The sequence below is a fragment of the Methylobacterium sp. NMS14P genome (assembly GCF_028583545.1).
GTDB lineage: Bacteria > Pseudomonadota > Alphaproteobacteria > Rhizobiales > Beijerinckiaceae > Methylobacterium.
On the sequence record NZ_CP087106.1, the window covers coordinates 662,823 to 681,169 of the forward strand.

Consider the following 18,347-nt stretch of genomic DNA (forward strand, 5'->3'; position numbering starts at 1 on the left):
GGTTCAGCCGCCGTACTGGACGGCGACGACCTCGTAGGACTTGCCGCCACCAGGGGTCGTGACCTCGACCGTGTCGCCGACGCCCTTGCCGATCAGAGCGCGGGCGATCGGCGAGGTGATCGAGACCCGGCCCGAGCGCACGTCGGCCTCCGGCTCGCCCACGATCTGGTAGGTCTTCTCCTCCTCCGTGTCCTCGTCGACGAGCTTCACGGTGGCGCCGAACTTGATCCTGTCGCCGGAGAGCTTCGTGACATCGATCACTTCGGCCCGCGCGATCATGCTCTCGAGCTCGAGGACGCGGCCCTCGTTGTGGGACTGCGCCTCCTTGGCGGCGTGGTACTCGGCGTTCTCCGACAGGTCACCGAGCGCGCGGGCTTCCGCGATCGCCTGGATGATGCGCTGGCGCTCCACCTGCTGGCGGTGCTTCAGCTCCTCTTCGAGGGCTGCCAGCCCGCGCACCGTGATCGGAACCTTGTCTATCGCCATCGTCTCGCGCCACAATGAAGAGGCCCGGCCGAGAGTGCAGCACTCTCCCCGGGCCATGAAATGAAGTCAGCGGAACCCTGAGGTTCAGGCCGCGAAGTATTCCTGCAACGCGCGGACCTTGAGATCGCCTTCTAGATAGGCCTTGATCCCCTCGGCCGCGGCCATCGCGCCGGCTAGAGTGGTGTAATACGGCACCTTATGCAAGAGGGCCGCGCGCCGGAGCGAGCGCGAGTCCGACAGGGCGCCGGCCCCCTCGGTGGTGTTCAGGACGAGGTGGATCCCGCCGTTCTTGATCGCGTCGACCACGTGCGGCCGGCCCTCGAGAACCTTGTTGATCCGCTCGGCCGGAACGCCGTTCTCCACCAGATAGCGCTGCGTGCCGCCGGTCGCCAGGATGGTGAAGCCGAGATCGGACAGGAGCTTCATGGTCGGCAGGATGCGGGCCTTGTCGGCATCCCGCACCGAGACGAACACGGCGCCGGCCTTCGGCACCTGCGTGCCCGAGCCGAGCTGGCTCTTGGCGAAGGCCACGCCGAAGCTGGCGTCGAGCCCGATCACCTCGCCGGTGCTGCGCATCTCCGGTCCGAGCAGCACGTCGACGCCGGGGAAGCGGGCGAAGGGGAAGACCGCTTCCTTCACGGCGATGTGCGGCAGGGTCTTCGGCTTCAGGCCGAAGGTCTCGAGCGGCTCGCCCGCCATGATCCGGGCCGCGATCTTGGCGATCGGCTCGCCGATGACCTTGGCGACGAACGGCACCGTGCGCGAGGCGCGGGGGTTCACCTCCAGCACGTAGATCGTGCCGTCCTTGATGGCGTACTGCACGTTCATCAGGCCGACGACGTTGAGCGCCAGCGCCATGGCCTTCGTCTGCCGCTCCAGCTCATCCATGATCTCGGCCGAGAGCGAGCGCGGCGGCAGCGAGCAGGCCGAGTCGCCGGAATGGATGCCGGCCTCCTCGATGTGCTCCATGATGCCGGCGATGAACACGTCCTTGCCGTCGCAGACCGCGTCGACGTCGACCTCGACCGCGTCCGACAGGTAGCGGTCGAACAGGAGCGGGTTCTTGCCCAGCACCGTGTTGATCTGGCCGGTCTTGTCGTTCGGGTAGCGGGCCTTCACCTCGGAGGGGATCAGGCTCGGCAGCGTGTCGAGGAGGTAGTCGGCGAACTGCGTCTCGTCGCGGATGATCGCCATGGCGCGGCCGCCGAGCACGTAGCTCGGGCGCACCACGAAGGGCAGGCCGAGGTCGGCCGCGACCAGCCGGCTCTGCTCCACCGAGTAGGCGATGCCGTTCTTCGGCTGCTTCATCGCGAGCTTGTCGAGGAGCCGCTTGAACTGGTCGCGGTCCTCGGCGAGGTCGATGGCGTCGGGCGAGGTGCCGAGGATCGGCACGCCGGCGGATTCGAGGGCGCGGGCGAGCTTCAGCGGGGTCTGGCCGCCGAACTGCACGATCACCCCGTGCAGGGTGCCGGCCTGCCGCTCGGTCTCGATGATCTCGAGCACGTCCTCGGCGGTCAGCGGCTCGAAATAGAGCCGGTCCGAGGTGTCGTAGTCGGTCGAGACCGTCTCCGGGTTGCAGTTGACCATGATGGTCTCGTAGCCGGCGTCCGACAGCGCGAAGCAGGCGTGGCAGCAGCAGTAGTCGAACTCGATGCCCTGGCCGATCCGGTTCGGGCCGCCGCCGAGGATCACGACCTTCTTGCGGTCCGAGGGCTCTGCCTCGTCCACCACCGTGCCCGCGAACGGCGCCACGTAGGTCGAGTACATGTAGGCGGTGGGCGACTTGAACTCCGCCGCGCAGGTGTCGATCCGCTTGTAGACCGGGCGCACCGCCAGGGCGCGCCGGGCCGCGCTGACGGCGGCCTCGTCGGTCTTGGCCAGCACCGCGAGGCGGGCGTCCGAGAAGCCGGCGGCCTTGAGCTGGCGGAAGGCGCCGGCCGTCCTCGGCAGGCCGTGGGCCTTCACGCGGTTCTCGAGGTCGATGATCGCCTGGAGCTGCTCCAGGAACCACGGGTCGATCTTGCAGGAGGCGTAGACCTGCTCGTGGCTGACGCCGAGCCGCAGGGCCTGCGCGACCTTGAGCAGCCGGTCCGGGGTCGGGGTGCCGATCGCCGCCTTGATGGCGTTGTGGTCGTCGCCCTTGCCGAGCCCCTCGATCTCGATGTCGTCGAGGCCGGTCAGGCCGGTCTCGAGCGAGCGGAGGGCCTTCTGCAGCGATTCGGCGAAGCAGCGGCCGATCGCCATGGCCTCGCCAACCGACTTCATGGCGGTGGTCAGCGTCGGCTCGGCGCCCGGGAATTTCTCGAAGGCGAAGCGCGGGATCTTGGTGACGACGTAGTCGATCGTCGGCTCGAACGAGGCCGGCGTCGCGCCGCCGGTGATGTCGTTGGCGATCTCGTCGAGCGTGTAGCCGACCGCGAGCTTGGCCGCGACCTTGGCGATCGGGAAGCCGGTCGCCTTCGAGGCGAGGGCCGAGGAGCGCGAGACGCGCGGGTTCATCTCGATCACGATCATGCGCCCGTTCTCGGGGTTGATCGCGAACTGCACGTTCGAGCCGCCGGTCTCGACGCCGATCTCGCGGAGCACCGCCAGCGATGCGTCGCGCATCACCTGGTACTCCTTGTCGGTCAGCGTCAGCGCCGGGGCGACGGTGATCGAATCGCCCGTGTGCACGCCCATCGGGTCGATGTTCTCGATGGAGCAGACGATGATGCAGTTGTCGTTCCGGTCACGGACGACCTCCATCTCGTACTCCTTCCAGCCGAGCACGCTCTCCTCGATGAGCACCTCGTTGGTCGGCGACGCGTCGATGCCGCGCTCGACGATGTCGAGGAACTCCTCGCGGTTGTAGGCGATGCCGCCGCCGGTGCCGCCCATCGTGAAGGACGGCCGGATGATCGCCGGCAGCCCGACCTCGGCGAGCGCCATCAGGGCCTGGCCGATCGCGTGCTCGCCGTAGCGCTTGCGCCGCTCCGTCTCGCCCGCGGCCCAGCTCTTCTCGTAAGCCGCCAGCGCCGCCTGGCGGGCCGCCGGATCGGTGTTGGCCGACTCGATTTTTGCGATCTCGGCCAGGTAGGCCTGGCGGTCGGCCTTCTTGGCCGCGGAGGCGTTGGCGAGCGCCGATTTCGGGGTGTCGAGCCCGATCTTGGTCATGGCGTCGCGGAACAGGCTCCGGTCCTCGGCCTTGTCGATGGCCTCGGCCGTCGCGCCGATCATCTGGACGCCGTACTTCGCGAGCACGCCCATCTTCTGCAGCGACAGGGCGCAGTTCAGCGCCGTCTGGCCGCCCATGGTCGGCAGGATCGCGTCGGGGCGCTCCTTCTCGATGATCTTGGCGACGATCTCCGGGGTGATCGGCTCGACGTAGGTCGCGTCCGCCATGTCCGGGTCGGTCATGATCGTCGCGGGATTCGAGTTCACCAGGACGATGCGGTAGCCCTCCTCGCGGAGCGCCTTGCAGGCCTGGGTGCCGGAATAATCGAACTCGCAGGCCTGTCCGATGATGATCGGACCCGCACCGATGATCAGGATCGAGGAGATGTCGGTGCGTTTGGGCATCGTGGGCCTTCTCAGGCCAAGCGCGCCCGATCGGGCACGGCTCAATCGAAGCCCTGCTCCCGGACGCGCGTGGCGGGAATGTCGTTGAGCCCCGCGTTTACACGGGCCACGGGCGCATTGGAAGGCCGGGAGAACCGCGCAATCTGGCCGCGCGCCCGGCGCATGGATGCGGCGCAGCTCCGTTGATTTGGAGTATTTATAAATTCTGGCAAGGATTCATCGATGCCTTGCCGGAGCTCGGCGTCGGCACGTAAGGCTCAATCGATCGGCCAATCCGTCGATCGACATCGTAATCGTTCGAGACTGAAGATGCCCAGGCCAGCCTCACTCCTCGCGATACTCCTGATCGGCTCGATAGCGAGCGCGAACGCCTCGGAAGTCGCCGTCAAAACCTTGAACAGCGGCCCGGGCGGGATGATGGTCTTCGACCCGGCCTTCGTGAAAATTCAGCCCGGCGACACGGTGCGGTTCGTGCCGGCCGACAAGGGTCACAATGCCGAGCTGATCAAGGGCATGGCGCCCGAGGGCGCGGCGCCGTTCAAGACGGTGGTCGGCAAAGAGGAGACCGTGACCTTCGAGAAGCCCGGCCTCTACGGCATCAAGTGCTCGCCGCACTACATCATGGGGATGGTCGGCCTCGTCCAGGTCGGCGACCAGCCCGACAATCTGGAGGCGGCCAAGGCGGTGCCGCAGAACAAGCTGGCCGCCAAGCGGTTCGAGCCGCTGTTCGAGAAGATCCAGTAGGCGCCGGGGCGGCGCGAGCAGCCCCGTCTCCCGCCTCAGAAGCCGGCGTGGAGCGCCGCGATCGCCCGGTCGATCGAGAGGTAGAACACCCCGAAGGCCACCAATGCGGCGGCCGCGAACTCGACGGCGACGTTCGAGAGCGTCTGGGCGCGGCGCAGGGCCTCGCGCCCGAAATAGACCGAGACCCAGGCGAGGGCGAGGACCGCCGGCATGGCGAACAGGTAGGACACCGTGCTCTCGACGCGGTCGAAGCCGCCGGTCGGATCGATCAGCGCCCGGATGTTGCGCACCCAGGGGGCGTAGAAGGCGGCGTAGAGGGCGGTTAGCCAGGACAGGCCCACGGCGACGCCGAGATGGAAGGTGAAGCTGCGGTGCAGGCGGGAGAAATCGTCGCGCGCCTCGTCGATGGTCATCCGGCAATCCCCTGCGACGGGCCGCCGTCGCCGGGCGCGGATGCGCCGCCGTTCAGGGGCCGTCGTGAGCCCTCTTAAGCCGTCCGATCTGGCGGATTTTATGGCCCCGCCGCGGCCCGATTGGGGTCGCGGCGGGGGGCCATCTTCCCCCGGCCGTCATCGCGCTGCGGGACGATGACGGCGGGTCGGTGCCCGCGCCGGTCTCAGGCGCTCTTCGCGGTCTCCGGCGCGCCGGAGCGCATCAGCGTCACGAAGCGCTCGAACAGGTAGTGGCTGTCGCGCGGGCCGGGGGAGGCCTCCGGGTGGTGCTGCACCGAGAAGGCCGGGCGGTCGGTGAGAGTCAGGCCACAATTCGAGCCGTCGAACAGCGACACGTGCGTCTCCACCGCCGTCTCCGGCAGGCTGTCCGGGTCCACCGCGAAGCCGTGGTTCATCGACACGATCTCGACCTTCCCGGTGGTCTTGTCCTTGACCGGGTGGTTCGCGCCGTGATGGCCCTGGCCCATCTTCACGGTCCGGCCGCCGAGGGCCAGACCCATGAGCTGGTGGCCGAGGCAGATGCCGAAGGTCGGCACCTTCTCGTTCAGCAGCTTGCGAATCACCGGGACCGCGTAGGCGCCGGTGGCGGCCGGGTCGCCGGGGCCGTTCGACAGGAACACGCCGTCCGGCTTCAGCGCCAGGATCTCGTCGGCCGTCGTGGTGGCCGGCACCACGGTGACGTCGCAGCCGGCCTGGGCGAGGAGGCGCAGGATGTTGCGCTTCACGCCGTAGTCGATGGCCACGACCTTGAGGCCCTCGCCGGGCGCCCGCTTGCCGTAGCCGTTGCCGAGCGCCCAGACGGTCTCGGACCATTCCGACGCCGCGCGGCTCGTCACCGGCGGCACGAGGTCGAGCCCCTCCATGGGCGCGAGGGCCGCCGCACGGGCCTTGAGGGCCTCGCGGTCGAATTCGCCATGGGGATCGTTGGCGATCACGGCGTTCGGCATGCCCTGGTCGCGGATGCGGGCCGTGAGCGCCCGGGTATCGACGCCCGTGATGCCGACGATGCCGCGGGCCCTGAGCCACCCGTCGAGATGCGACGAGGACCGCCAGTTCGACGGGTTCGTGACCGCGGAGGCGATGACGGTGCCGCGGACGCCCGAGGCCGGCGCCGCCTCGAGGCTCTCCAGATCCTCGTCGTTGGTACCGACATTGCCGATATGCGGGAAGGTGAAGGTGACGATCTGGCCGGCATAGGACGGGTCCGTCAGGATCTCCTGGTACCCGGTCATCGCGGTGTTGAAGCAGACCTCACCGTCGGCCACGCCGGTCTGGCCGATGCCGAATCCCTCCAGGATGGTGCCGTCGGCCAGCACCAGCAGGGCCGTCGCGACGGGCTCGGCCCAGGGCTCGGGAGCCTGAGGCTCGGGGGCATGCGCGGCGGCGTCTTGCAGCATGGGCTGAGTCTCGCTTATGTCCGGCCGAAGGCGGGCGCCGTGTTGCGGCGCTCTCGGCTTGCGGCATGATCGTGTGCGGCGCTCTTAGCGAGCGGCCCGCGATGGGGTCAATGTGGCTCCGCTGCCGGCAGGGCTCAACACCCGCAAATCGCAGGCCAGCCCCCCGCTTCGACCGTTGGAAGGTTCATCGAGATGCTGCGCGCGCGCTTCACCACCGAGATGAAGGAGGCCATGAAGGCCGGCGACAAGGAGCGGTTGGCGACCGTCCGGATGATCCAGGCCGCCCTCAAGGACCGGGACATCGAGGCCCGCGGCAACGGCAAGGAGCCGATCTCCGACGAGGAGATCCTGTCGCTGCTCCAGAAGATGGTCAAGCAGCGCGCCGAATCGGCCGCGGTCTACGAGCAGGGCGGCCGCCCGGAACTCGCCGCCAACGAGCGTGCCGAGATCGCCATCGTCGAGAGCTTCCTGCCGAAGCAGATGGACGAGACCGAGATGAAGGCCGCGGTCGAGGCGGCTATCCTCGAGACCGGCGCCGCCGGCCCGAAGGACATGGGCAAGGTGATCGGGGTCCTGAAGGGCACCTTCGCGGGCCGGATGGATTTCGGCAAGGCGAGCGGGCTGGTGAAGGCGGCGCTGGCGGCGAAGGGCTGAACCTCTCCCCGCAATCCTCCACCGGATTCCGGGCGTGTGAGGGACTCGGTCACGCCTCTCGCGCTATAGGAGCGGGTTCACGCAACCCGTCCCAGGCCCCGTGCGCTATCCGCCCCACATCCTGGAAGAGATCCGCTCCCGGCTGCCGGCCTCGTCGGTGGTCGGCCGCCGCGTGCAGCTGAAGAAGGCCGGCCGCGAGTGGCGCGGCCTGTCGCCGTTCAACGCCGAGAAGACGCCGTCCTTCTACGTGAACGATCAGAAGCAGTTCTATCACTGCTTCTCATCCTCCAAGCACGGCGACATCTTCACGTTCCTCATGGAGACGGAAGGCCTCAGCTTCCCCGAGGCGGTCGAGCGGCTGGCGGGCGAGGCCGGCGTCAGCCTGCCGGCGCCCACCGAGGACAACCGCGCCAGCGAGCAGAAGCGCGCCGGGGCGATCGAGGTCATGGAGATGGCCGCGCGCTGGTTCGAGGAGCGCCTGCGGTCGGGCCAGGGCAGCGAGGCCCGCGCCTATCTCGAGCGCCGCGGATTGCGGGACGAGACCCAGCGGGCCTTCCGCCTCGGCTACGCGCCCAACGACCGCTACGCCCTGCGCGACCACCTCGCCGGACAGGGCGTCGAGAAGGCGCTGATGGTCGAACTCGGCCTGCTCGCGGCCGGGGAGGGCGTCTCGGTCCCCTACGACTATTTCCGCGACCGGGTGATGTTCCCGATCACCGACACCCGCGGCCGGGTCGTGGCCTTCGGCGGTCGGGCGCTCGCCAAGGAGGTGCGCGCCAAGTACCTCAACTCGCCGGAGACGCCGCTCTTCCACAAGGGCCGCACGCTCTACAATTTGCACGGTGCCCGCAAGACCGCCCACGAGCGCGGCTCGATCATCGCGGTCGAGGGCTATGTCGACGTCATCGCCATGACGCTCGCGGGTCATCCCGAGACCGTGGCGCCCCTGGGCACCGCCCTGACGGAAGACCAGCTCGGCCTGCTATGGCGCCACGCCGACGAGCCGATCCTCTGCTTCGACGGCGACAAGGCCGGGCAGCGGGCGGCCTTCCGGGCCCTCGACATCGCGCTGCCGCTCCTCGAACCCGGCCGCTCGCTCCGGATCGCGCTGCTGCCGGGCGGCCAGGATCCGGACGACCTGCTGCGCTCGGGCGGCCCGGCGGCGATCGACCAGGTGCTGACGGCGGCGCTGCCCCTGTCGGAACTGCTGTGGCGGCGCGCCCTCGAGGCCGGCCCGGTCGACACGCCGGAGCGCCGCGCCGGCCTGACGCAGACCCTGCGCACCACGGTGGCGACGATCCGCGACGAGACCGTGCGGCGCTACTACCGCGACGATATCGAGGAGCGCCTGCGCGGCCTGTCGCCCCGCGGCAACCGCGCCGCCGGCGCGGCCCCGCGCGGACGCCAGCGCTTCGCCCGCCCCGGCGAGCCCGTCTCGCCGCGCATCACCGGGAGCCCGAGCCCGTCGATGACGGCCTCGGCGGGCTTCACGGGCGCCGCCTCGGTGCGCGAGGCGGTGATCGTCGGTACCCTGCTGGCCCATCCCGAGATGATGGCGGAGTTCGGCGAGGAGGCGGCCGAACTCGACTTCGAGGATCCGGACGCGCGGGCGCTGCTGTCGGTCCTGCTGGCCTGCGCGGCCGAGGACGAGCACACGGCGTCCGAGGTGTTGCAGAACCGCATCAATCGTGCCGGACTCACAGGGGCGGCCGATCGAATCCTCGCCCTGGCCCGCTCGCGCGACCGCACGACCCTGGCCCCGCACGCCGATCCTGCCCACCGCGCAGACGCGCTCCGACAGGCGATGATCTTGCACCGGCAGGCAGGAGCGCTACATAGCGAACTTCGCGAAGCACGGCAGGCGTTTGAGGACGATCCGACCGATGCCGGGTGGGCATGGCTCTGCGAAGTGAAGGCGAGGCTGGAAACCGTCATCGCCGCCGAGGCGGAGGCCGATACACCGGTGTCGAGCGACTCGACGGCCGTGTGATGCCTGTGTCATGGCGGTGGCGGGGGACCCGGTCCCGCCATAGTTAACAATCGGTCAAGCCTCGGGCTTGCATACGGAAACCGACGACTCACGGCGATTGGAGCGATCCGGCGCCGATCTCATACAGCGGCGCCGACGGCGTGGACCGGCCTCATCAGGGCCTCCGCAACGCGCCGCGTGCGAAACAATAGGCTGATCATGGCGACGAAGGCAACGGAACGGGACGAGACGGACGCTGCCCCCGAGCAGCAGACCGACGGGCCGCTCCTCGACCTGACGGATGCTTCGGTCAAGCGGATGGTCAAGCTCGCCAAGAAGCGCGGCTACGTGACCTACGAGGAGGTCAACGAGGTTCTGCCCGAGGGCCAGTCCGATCCGGACCAGCTCGAGGACGTGCTTTCCCAGCTCTCCGAGATGGGCATCAACGTCGTCGAGGCCGAGGAGACCGACGAGGCCGCCGGCGAGAAGGCCGCGGACAGCGAGGAAGAGGAGGCCGAGGGCGGCGAGGTCGCCGAGGTCGCGCCCGCGCGCGCCGTCGCGGTCGCCACCACCACCAAGGAGCCGACCGACCGCACCGACGATCCGGTGCGCATGTACCTGCGCGAGATGGGCTCCGTGGAGCTGCTGTCCCGCGAGGGCGAGATCGCGATCGCCAAGCGCATCGAGGCCGGCCGCGAGGCGATGATCGCGGGCCTCTGCGAGAGCCCGCTGACCTTCCAGGCGATCATCATCTGGCGGGACGAGCTCGTGGAGGGCAAGGTCCTCCTGCGCGACATCATCGACCTGGAGGCGACCTACGCCGGTCCGGACGGCAAGAACGCGCCGCAGCTCGCCGAGGGCGAAGAATCCGAGGACGGCGAGCCGCCGGCTCCGCCCGAGGGCGGCGACGACGAGGACGACCTCGAGAACAACGTCTCGCTCGCCGCGATGGAGGCGGAGATCAAGCCGCGGGTCCTAGAGACCTTCGACGCGATCGCCGCGAACTACCGGAAGCTGCGCAAGTTCCAGATCGAGGGCACCGAGCGCAAGGCCGCCGGCGAGCAGAACACCCCGGCCCAGAACCAGAAGCAGGTCGAGTTGAAGGACATCGTCGTCGCCGACGTGAAGTCCCTCTCGCTGAACAACAACCGCATCGAGGCGCTGGTCGGCCAGCTCTACTCGATCAACAAGCAGCTGATCGGCCACGAGGGCCGGCTGATGCGCTTCGCCGAGAGCCACGGCGTGGCCCGCGACGAGTTCCTGCGCCACTATCAGGGCTACGAGCTCGATCCGAACTGGATGGAGCGCGTCGGGACGCTCGGCGGCAAGGGCTGGAAGAACCTCGTCGAGCGCGGCTCGAGGCAGGTGTCGGAGCTGCGCGCCCAGATCCTCGACCTCGCCTCGGAGACGGGCCTGGAGATCGGCGAGTACCGCCGCATCGTCAACATGGTCCAGAAGGGCGAGCGCGAGGCCCGGCAGGCCAAGAAGGAGATGATCGAGGCGAACCTGCGCCTCGTGATCTCGATCGCCAAGAAGTACACGAACCGCGGCCTGCAGTTCCTGGACCTGATCCAGGAGGGCAACATCGGCCTGATGAAGGCGGTCGACAAGTTCGAGTACCGGCGCGGCTACAAGTTCTCGACCTACGCCACGTGGTGGATCCGGCAGGCGATCACCCGCTCGATCGCCGACCAGGCCCGCACGATCCGCATCCCGGTGCACATGATCGAGACGATCAACAAGATCGTCCGGACCTCGCGCCAGATGCTGCACGAGATCGGCCGCGAGCCGACCCCGGAGGAGCTGGCCGAGAAGCTGGCGATGCCTCTGGAGAAGGTCCGCAAGGTCCTGAAGATCGCCAAGGAGCCGATCTCCCTCGAGACGCCGATCGGCGACGAGGAGGACAGCCACCTCGGCGACTTCATCGAGGACAAGAACGTCGTCCTGCCGATCGACGCGGCGATCCAGTCGAACCTGCGCGAGACCACGACGCGCGTGCTCGCCTCGCTCACGCCCCGCGAGGAGCGCGTGCTGCGCATGCGCTTCGGCATCGGCATGAACACCGACCACACCCTCGAGGAGGTCGGCCAGCAGTTCTCCGTGACCCGCGAGCGCATCCGCCAGATCGAGGCGAAGGCGCTGCGGAAGCTGAAGCACCCGTCGCGCAGCCGGAAGCTCAGGAGCTTCCTGGACAACTGAGCCCGCGCCGCGGACCGCGCGGCGCTTCCCCGTCGCCCGCGTTGCCTCGGTGCCGCGCGGCATCCAGTCTGGCGCCATGCTCGAACGCCGCCCGCCAACGCCCGGATCCCCGACGGCCTTCGCGGATGGCTCGGAGGCTGACGACGTGCCCTTCGGCGCGCTGCAGCCCTCCGTGGGCATCCGCGACTGGCTGCTCGGCGAGGGCGCGCGGATGCCCAACGCCGAGGAGATGCTGGCCGGACTCGCCGAGCGCCTGATCGCGATCGGCGTGCCGGTGGACCGGGCCTCCACGGCGATCGACACCCTGCACTCGGAATACGCCGGGGTCGGCCGCATCTGGACCCGGGATGGCGGCACCACCGTGCGGCTGTTCCCGCACGGCGCCCGCTCGACGGACGCCTATCTCAACAGCCCGTTTCACACGGTCCACGAGACCGGCGAGTGGCTGATCCTCGACCTGTCGGAGACCCCGGACGACGCCTACGCGATCGTTCCGGACCTGAAGGCCGGCGGCTACACCCACTACGTGGTGGCGCCCCTGTTCTTCACGAACGGCACGCAGAACGGCATCACCTTCGCCACGCGCGCCCCCGGAGGGTTCCGGGACGACGACATCGCGATCCTGCGCTTCGTCATGCCGGCGCTGGCGGCCGTGATGGAGATGCGCGTCCTCAACAAGCAGCTCGACCACGTGCTCCGGCTCTACGTCGGCGACGAGCCGCACCGGGCGATCCTGGCCGGCGATATCCGCCGCGGGCAGGTGACCCGGATCCGCTCGGCGATCCTGTTCGCCGACATGCGCGACTACACCCGCACCACCGCCGACATGACGCCCGAGGAGGCCGTGGGCCTGCTCAACGTGTTCTTCGACTGCCTCGTGCCGCCGATCGAGCGGGAGGGCGGCGAGGTCCTGAAGTATCTCGGCGACGGCCTGCTGGCGATCTTCCGCGAGTCCGGCGACGACCTGGGCGGCGCGGCCAAGGGCGCGCTCACGGCGGCCCAGCACGCCCTGGCGGCCCTCGACGAGGCGAACGCCCTCCACCAGTTCCCGGTGCCGGTGGCCGCGGGCATCGCGCTCCACCACGGCGAGGCCGCCTACGGCAATGTCGGGTCCGGCTCCCGCCTCGACTTCACGGTGATCGGCCGCGACGTGAACCTCGCGAGCCGCATCGCGCAGCTGAACCGCGCCCTCGGCGAGCCGCTGCTGATGTCGAAGCCCTTCGTGGATTTCCTCTGGGGCGACCCGATCCCGCTGGGCGAGCACCGGCTCAGCGGCTTCGACGAGCCCATGGCGGTGTTCCGGCCGAAATTCCTGCGCCCGCGCAGATCCAGCTGACCGGGTCACGGAGAGCGTCCCCGATCGATCCCGACGTCACGCGGCCGTCGCCGACACCCGCCGCGATCTCGGGCCAGCGGCCGATCCGTGCGCCGTCCGTCTCACCACGTCGGCACGAACGGCATTGCGTAGGGGGTGTGCCGACACCCCCAGACCGGATCGATCATCTTCGCCATCACGTCCCGGGCCAGGGCGCCGGCGCGTATGGCGACCTCCTTGGGGACCTGCGTCCGCTCGAGGATCTTCAGGCAGGCGTGTCCGCAGGCGCTGTACTGTCCGAGATGGTACGCGTTGAGGGCGAACTCATCGAGCAAGCCGTACTCGTAGACCCACGGGTTCAAGGAAATCCCCTCGCTCGGAAGCTCGAGCGCCAGGCCCGCCTCCGCGTATCGATATCCGTCCGCGAACCGCTTCCTGAGCCTGCAGAACCGACTGGCCCCGTGTCGCGCTTCCGCCCGCGCCGGACGGACGGAGGTGGCGCGCTCGTAGAGCTGCAGCACCCTGTCCTCCGGCTCATCGAGGCGCTCCGCGTTCACGGCCGCCATCAGCAGGTTGAAATAGATTTCCTCGTCCCATCCACCTAGATCGGCCCGCTTCAGAAAGCATTCGTAGGCTTTCCGATACGCGCCGGCGGCATCGTGGGTGGTCCCGAGGTACATCGTGTACCGGGCGATCATGAAGGGATCTGTCTCGACCGCCAGCGCCTTCTCGAGGACCGCGATATCCCGCGCGTCCGCCGTCGTGTCGCGGTGCCGGGCCCCGTCGTCGCCGCGGCGCATCGCGAGGGGAAGGATCGGTGTCTCGGCCACGCCGGGGCAGCTGAGAAATTCGTGCAGGACGCCCCGGTAGCGCCAGTTCTCCCGGCTGCTGACCAACTGGTTGCGCCAGTACCGCGTGTGCTCGTCGATGATCTCGAACCGATAGCCGGGCGCACGCAGTTTCGGCATCGCGAAGTCCGCCGGCATGATCAGCTCATCGTCGGCGTCGATGATCAGAACGTACTGCGCGTGACGCCGGGCGAGTTTCAAGGCCTCGTTCCGGTTGAAGGCAAAATCGACCCAGGGCCGCTCGACCAAGGCACCCGGTATGTCTGCCAGCGTGGCGCGGATGATATCCTGGGTTCCGTCCGTTGATCCGGTATCAACAATGATCCAATGATCGATAATCGGACGAACAGAGTCGATACATCGACGGATAACGTGGGCCTCGTCCTTCACGATCATGGACAAACAGATTGTCGATCCGCGATTCTTCATTCCGGAGCCGTCCCATCGTGCGCTCAGATCTCGGGTGCGCAGTCATCAAGGCTCCTAACACCACCACGACGCGATGACAAAGTGATCGACAGCGTCACTAAAATTATACTTCGAAGAACTAAATTAAAGTCTGAAGTCGACTTTACATAAATAATTGAGGATCGTCACAATATCTCTATAGATAAATTTCAAATATTCAATTTAAGAGCATGAGGCCCGCGCATCGAAGCCCATCGGCCCTGGATCGGGAGCATGATCGACCCGATCCCGCGACCAACCTCGAAGGGCAGGCCGCACGGTCTTCCATCCGCGCTGCCGCAATCTCCAGAATCTTCATGGGCATGCGGGCGTTTCAGCCCCTGAGCGTCATCGTGCTGCCGGAGACGCCGAAATCGCGCAGGCGCCTGAGGAACGACATGCCCAACAGGCTGGTCGATAGGAGCCCGCGCGGGATCACGACCGCCTCGACGTCCCGCACCGTGATCGATCCGATCTGCACGATCGCGATCCGGATCGGTGCGACGCGGACCGTCCCGTTCGCGGTGTTCCAGACGCGCGTGAAATCGGACGGCCCGACCTGGATCCCGATCCGCGCGGCGTCCTCCTCGGAGAACGCGCAGGCGCTCGCCCCCGTATCGACCATCATCGGCAGCGAACGGCCGTCCAGAAGGGCGTTGACGAAGAAGTGGCCGTTGCGGCCAGCCTGGAGAGCCACACCGGCGGCGGCACTGCCCGCGAGATCCGGCTCCGGCGGCGGAGCGATGGCGCGCGCGACCGGCGCCGGTCGCACGCCGTCGCGCAGTTTCAGGACGGCCGTGACACCGAGGAAGCCGAGCAGGCAGATCAACAGGATTGTGCGCACGCGAATCCGCCCGTGACGTGGAGTGCCGGGGACCGGAGGTGTTCCGGGATCCCGGCGATCAGATGCCAGACCCGTGAAGGGATGGTGCGCGATGGCGAGCGCCGCCCGGACCCGCGCGCCGATTCCGCTCCACGTGGTGTCCAGACCGTCACCGCGATCCACCGATTGTCACGGCAAAGCCGCCGTGGCCGCGGCGCGGGGTTGACCGGCCCCGGACGGGGGGCCACATCTGCGTCTGTTCCAGGGAGATCCCCGGCAAGGGGCTGAGAAACCGCTGGCACGTCCGTCAGGACCTGCGGCGCGGAAATCCTTCGAACCTGATCCGGCTCATACCGGCGTAGGGATTGGACCGCGGCCGCCCGAAAGGCAGGCCACAGCTTCTCACCGAAGCGCACGGCCCGATCTCCGCGACGGCAATCCGCGGAGATGATTGTGCCCCTCGACCGACCCGCCTCACCGATCGGCCGCCGCCGCGATCCGGACGGCAGCGCTACGCCGACGCCCCTTCCGGCGCGGACCGACGTCGCGGTGGTCGGCGGCGGGCTGATCGGGCTGTCGATCGCGTGGCGCCTCGCCCGAGCTGGCCGTGCCGTGACGGTGCTGGAGCGGGACACGATCGGGGCGGGCGCGAGCCTCGCGGCCACCGGCATGCTGGCCCCGGCCGCCGAGCACGAGCCGGGCTCCGACCCGCTGCTCCCACTCGCCCTGGACTCGCTCCGTCTCTGGCCCGAGTTCCGCGACGCCCTGGAAGCGGAGTCAGGCCGCGCGATCGATTACCGGGCCGACGGCACCCTGGTGCTGGCGGTCGGCCGCGACGAGGTCGAGCGCCTGAGATTCCGCTACGACCTGCAGCGCCGCTCGGGGCTCGAGGCCACCTGGCTGCCGGGCAGCGAGGTGCGGCGCCTGGAGCCGGGCCTGCGCCCCTCCGTCACCGCCGGGATCCACTGCCCGCTCGACCATCAGGTCGATCCCCGTCTGGTCATGGACGCGCTCACCGAGGCCTGCCGCCGGGCCGGCGTGATCCTGGTGGAGCGGACCCCCGTCACCGGCCTCGACTGGTCGGGCGGCCGCGTGACCGGGATCCGCGCCGGCGACCGCGTCGCGGCGGCGGAGACCGTCATCCTCGCCTCCGGCGCCTGGAGCGGGGAGGGTGGTCTGCTGCCCGACGCGCTCGCCCTTCCGGTCCGCCCGCTGAAGGGCCAGTCTCTGGCCCTGCGCACCACCGCCCGCACCGGTACCCTGGCGCGGATGGTCTGGACCGAGCAGGTCCACATGGCGCCGAAGAGCGACGGCCATCTCGTCGTCGGCGCGACCGTCGAGGATTGCGGCTTCCGGCCCGGCGTCACCGCGGGCGGGCTCTACGCCCTGCTGGAGGGTGCCCGCCGGGTGCTTCCCGGGATCGAGGAGATGGAGGTCGAGGCGGTGTGGAGCGGCTACCGTCCGACCTCGGACGACGACGCCCCGATCCTCGACGCGATCGCCCCGGGCCTGGTCGCCGCCACCGGGCACCATCGCAACGGCTACCTGCTCGCCCCGGTCACCGCCGACGCGATTGCCGCGCTGGTGCTGCACGGCGCGCTGCCGGAGGTGGCGCGTCCCTTCACCCGCGCGCGCTTCGGCCAGCCGGAAGCGCTGAGGGCCTCGGCATGAAACTCCTCGTCAACGGTGAGCCCCGCGACTGCGCGGTCGAGACGGTGGACGCTCTCTTCCGCCTCGAGGCGGAAGAGAGCGGCATCGAGAGCCCGCAGGGCGTCGCCATCGCGCTGAACGGCCGGGTTCTGCGCCGCCGGGACTGGGGCGAGACCCCGGTCGCGGAGGGCGACCGCGTCGAGATCGTCCGCGCCATGCAGGGAGGTTGAGCATGGACCAGAATCACACGCCGCCGCGCTCCGAGCGTGGGGATGACAGCCTGACCATCGCCGGGGTCACGCTATCGTCTCGGCTGTTCATCGGCACCGCCGGCTACCCGACGCAGGCGATCATGCGCGACGCCGTTCAGGCGAGCGGCGCCGACGTGGTCACGGCCTCGATCCGCCGGGTCTCCCTCCAGGGCCACGGCTCGGACACGGTCAAGATCCTGAAGGGCAAGCGCTTCCTGCCGAATACCGCCGGCTGCGAGACGGCCCGGGACGCGATCATGACCGCCGAGCTCGCCCGCGAGGCGCTCGACACCAACTGGATCAAGGTCGAGGTCATCGGCGACCGGGAGACGCTCTACCCGGACGTGATGGAGTTGATCGAGGCCTGCCGCCACCTCGTGGACGACGGCTTCGTGGTGCTGCCCTACTGCAACGACGACCCGATCGTGTGCCAGCGCCTGGAGGATCTCGGCTGCGCCGCCGTGATGCCCATGGGCTCCCTGATCGGCTCCGGGATGGGGGTGGCCAACCCGGCCAATCTGGAGCTGATCTGCCGCCGGGCGAAGGTGCCGGTCGTCGTCGATGCCGGCATCGGCACGGCCTCGGACGCGGTGATCGCCATGGAGCTCGGCGCCTCCGCCTGCCTGATCAACACCGCCGTCGCCAAGGCCGACGATCCGGTGCGGATGGCCCACGCCATGGGCCGGGCCGTGGAGGCCGGGCGCGACGCGCACCTCGCCGGGCGGATCCCCCGCCGCGGCCGGGCCGAGCCGTCGAGCCCGCAGCTCGGCCTCGTCGGCTCGTGAGGGCGCTGCCGTCGCCGCTGCTCGCGGTGACGGACCGGCACGGGCATCCGCGGCCGCTCGCCGAGACCGTGCGGGCGGTCCTCGACGGCGGCGGGCGCTGGATCTGGTTCCGCGACAGGGACCTGGAGGCGGAGGCGCGCCTCCGCCTCGGCGCGGGCGTGGCCGAGCGCGTGCGGGCCGCGAACGGCGTCCTGACGGTCGGAGGCGATGTGGCGCTGGCGCGCGCGCTCGGTGCCGACGGCGTGCATCTCGTTGGCGGTTCGGAACCGGAGGCGATAGCGGCGGCGCGGGCCGCCCTGGGCGAGGCTGCGCTGATCGGCGTCTCGGCGCACACGCCGCGCGAGGCCGCGGCCGCCGCGAAGGCCGGCGCCGATTACGTGACCCTCAGCCCGATCTACCCGACCGCGAGCAAGCCCGGCTACGGACCGGCGCTTGGGCTGAAGGGCCTCGCCGCCGCACGTGCGGCGGGCCTGCCGACCGTGGCCCTGGGCGGTGTCGGTCCAGAGGTGATCGGGGCCTGTCGCGCGGCGGGGGCGGCGGGCTTCGCCGTCCTGGGTGGCCTGATGCGGGCCGTGGATCCGGCCGACGCGACCCGGGCTCTCCTGAAGGCCTGGGGCGCAGCGGAGTCTTCGGCGGCTCGCACAGCCACGTGAAAAACTGACCCCGTCTCTGCGAGCGCAGCGAAGCAATCTCGGGACACGCCGCGTTCGGCGATGACGCGCCGCCCTGGATTGCTTCGTGCCGCCCGCGAAGACAGCCGACGGTGCAC

General features: G+C 69.4%; 15 protein-coding genes and 1 riboswitch. Of the genes, 9 read left to right on the top strand and 6 right to left on the bottom strand.

Annotation, left to right across the window (positions count from 1 at the left end):
• Nucleotides 1–3: 3 nt before the first annotated feature.
• Nucleotides 4–480: a transcription elongation factor GreA gene (greA, locus tag LOK46_RS03060; protein ID WP_170855149.1), complete on the bottom strand. Its 477-nt coding sequence runs from the start codon at nucleotides 478–480 to the stop codon at nucleotides 4–6.
• A 90-nt stretch (nucleotides 481–570) separates the two neighbouring features.
• Nucleotides 571–4,044 carry a carbamoyl-phosphate synthase large subunit gene (gene carB / locus LOK46_RS03065; RefSeq protein ID WP_273562431.1) on the bottom strand — a complete coding sequence of 1,158 codons (3,474 nt, stop codon included), beginning with the start codon at nucleotides 4,042–4,044 and terminating at the stop codon, nucleotides 571–573.
• A 309-nt stretch (nucleotides 4,045–4,353) separates the two neighbouring features.
• Between carB and LOK46_RS03070 the strand changes: the two genes are divergently transcribed.
• Complete coding sequence (locus LOK46_RS03070) at nucleotides 4,354–4,788, top strand: pseudoazurin (RefSeq protein ID WP_273562432.1); 435 nt, start codon at nucleotides 4,354–4,356, stop codon at nucleotides 4,786–4,788.
• A 35-nt stretch (nucleotides 4,789–4,823) separates the two neighbouring features.
• On the opposite strand, the gene LOK46_RS03075 is transcribed toward LOK46_RS03070, so the two are convergent.
• Both LOK46_RS03075 and carA read right to left on the bottom strand, forming a co-directional pair.
• A complete protein-coding gene (locus tag LOK46_RS03075; RefSeq protein ID WP_273562433.1) occupies nucleotides 4,824–5,201 on the bottom strand; it encodes a hypothetical protein in 378 nt (125 codons plus the stop codon).
• A 203-nt stretch (nucleotides 5,202–5,404) separates the two neighbouring features.
• Nucleotides 5,405–6,637, bottom strand: a complete 1,233-nt coding sequence (gene carA, locus LOK46_RS03080; RefSeq protein WP_273562434.1) for a glutamine-hydrolyzing carbamoyl-phosphate synthase small subunit — start codon at nucleotides 6,635–6,637, stop codon at nucleotides 5,405–5,407.
• Nucleotides 6,638–6,829: 192 nt separating this feature from the next.
• Between carA and LOK46_RS03085 the strand changes: the two genes are divergently transcribed.
• The 4 genes from LOK46_RS03085 (at nucleotide 6,830) to LOK46_RS03100 (ending at nucleotide 12,795) form a co-directional block, all read left to right on the top strand.
• Nucleotides 6,830–7,291, top strand: coding sequence for a GatB/YqeY domain-containing protein (locus LOK46_RS03085; protein ID WP_273562435.1), 462 nt, complete (start codon nucleotides 6,830–6,832; stop codon nucleotides 7,289–7,291).
• Between the two features lie 100 nt (nucleotides 7,292–7,391).
• Nucleotides 7,392–9,281, top strand: coding sequence for a DNA primase (gene dnaG / locus LOK46_RS03090; RefSeq protein WP_273562436.1), 1,890 nt, complete (start codon nucleotides 7,392–7,394; stop codon nucleotides 9,279–9,281).
• A gap of 198 nt (nucleotides 9,282–9,479) precedes the next feature.
• A complete protein-coding gene (gene rpoD / locus LOK46_RS03095; protein WP_273562437.1) occupies nucleotides 9,480–11,459 on the top strand; it encodes an RNA polymerase sigma factor RpoD in 1,980 nt (659 codons plus the stop codon).
• A 76-nt stretch (nucleotides 11,460–11,535) separates the two neighbouring features.
• Nucleotides 11,536–12,795: an adenylate/guanylate cyclase domain-containing protein gene (locus LOK46_RS03100; protein ID WP_273562438.1), complete on the top strand. Its 1,260-nt coding sequence runs from the start codon at nucleotides 11,536–11,538 to the stop codon at nucleotides 12,793–12,795.
• Nucleotides 12,796–12,896: 101 nt separating this feature from the next.
• On the opposite strand, the gene LOK46_RS03105 is transcribed toward LOK46_RS03100, so the two are convergent.
• A complete protein-coding gene (locus tag LOK46_RS03105) occupies nucleotides 12,897–14,018 on the bottom strand; it encodes a glycosyltransferase (protein ID WP_273562439.1) in 1,122 nt (373 codons plus the stop codon).
• A gap of 385 nt (nucleotides 14,019–14,403) precedes the next feature.
• Nucleotides 14,404–14,913 carry a TIGR02281 family clan AA aspartic protease gene (locus LOK46_RS03110; RefSeq protein ID WP_273562440.1) on the bottom strand — a complete coding sequence of 170 codons (510 nt, stop codon included), beginning with the start codon at nucleotides 14,911–14,913 and terminating at the stop codon, nucleotides 14,404–14,406.
• A 233-nt stretch (nucleotides 14,914–15,146) separates the two neighbouring features.
• Nucleotides 15,147–15,275: riboswitch (TPP riboswitch) on the top strand.
• A 64-nt stretch (nucleotides 15,276–15,339) separates the two neighbouring features.
• On the opposite strand from LOK46_RS03110, the gene thiO reads away from it, so the two are divergent.
• From thiO to LOK46_RS03130, 4 genes are read left to right on the top strand one after another with little or no spacing between them, the layout of a single operon-like run.
• A complete protein-coding gene (gene thiO / locus LOK46_RS03115) occupies nucleotides 15,340–16,563 on the top strand; it encodes a glycine oxidase ThiO (RefSeq protein ID WP_273562441.1) in 1,224 nt (407 codons plus the stop codon).
• The gene (gene thiS, locus LOK46_RS03120; protein WP_103985296.1) at nucleotides 16,560–16,772 is read left to right on the top strand and encodes a sulfur carrier protein ThiS; all 213 of its coding nucleotides are present in this window, start codon (nucleotides 16,560–16,562) and stop codon (nucleotides 16,770–16,772) included. The genes thiO and thiS overlap by 4 nt, the downstream gene beginning before the upstream one ends.
• Before the next feature lie 2 nt (nucleotides 16,773–16,774).
• Nucleotides 16,775–17,578, top strand: coding sequence for a thiazole synthase (locus LOK46_RS03125; protein ID WP_273562442.1), 804 nt, complete (start codon nucleotides 16,775–16,777; stop codon nucleotides 17,576–17,578).
• Entirely contained in the window at nucleotides 17,575–18,231 is a 657-nt protein-coding gene (locus LOK46_RS03130) for a thiamine phosphate synthase (protein WP_273562443.1), read from the top strand. Before LOK46_RS03125 ends, LOK46_RS03130 begins: the two co-directional genes overlap by 4 nt.
• The last annotated feature ends 116 nt before the right edge of the window (nucleotides 18,232–18,347 follow it).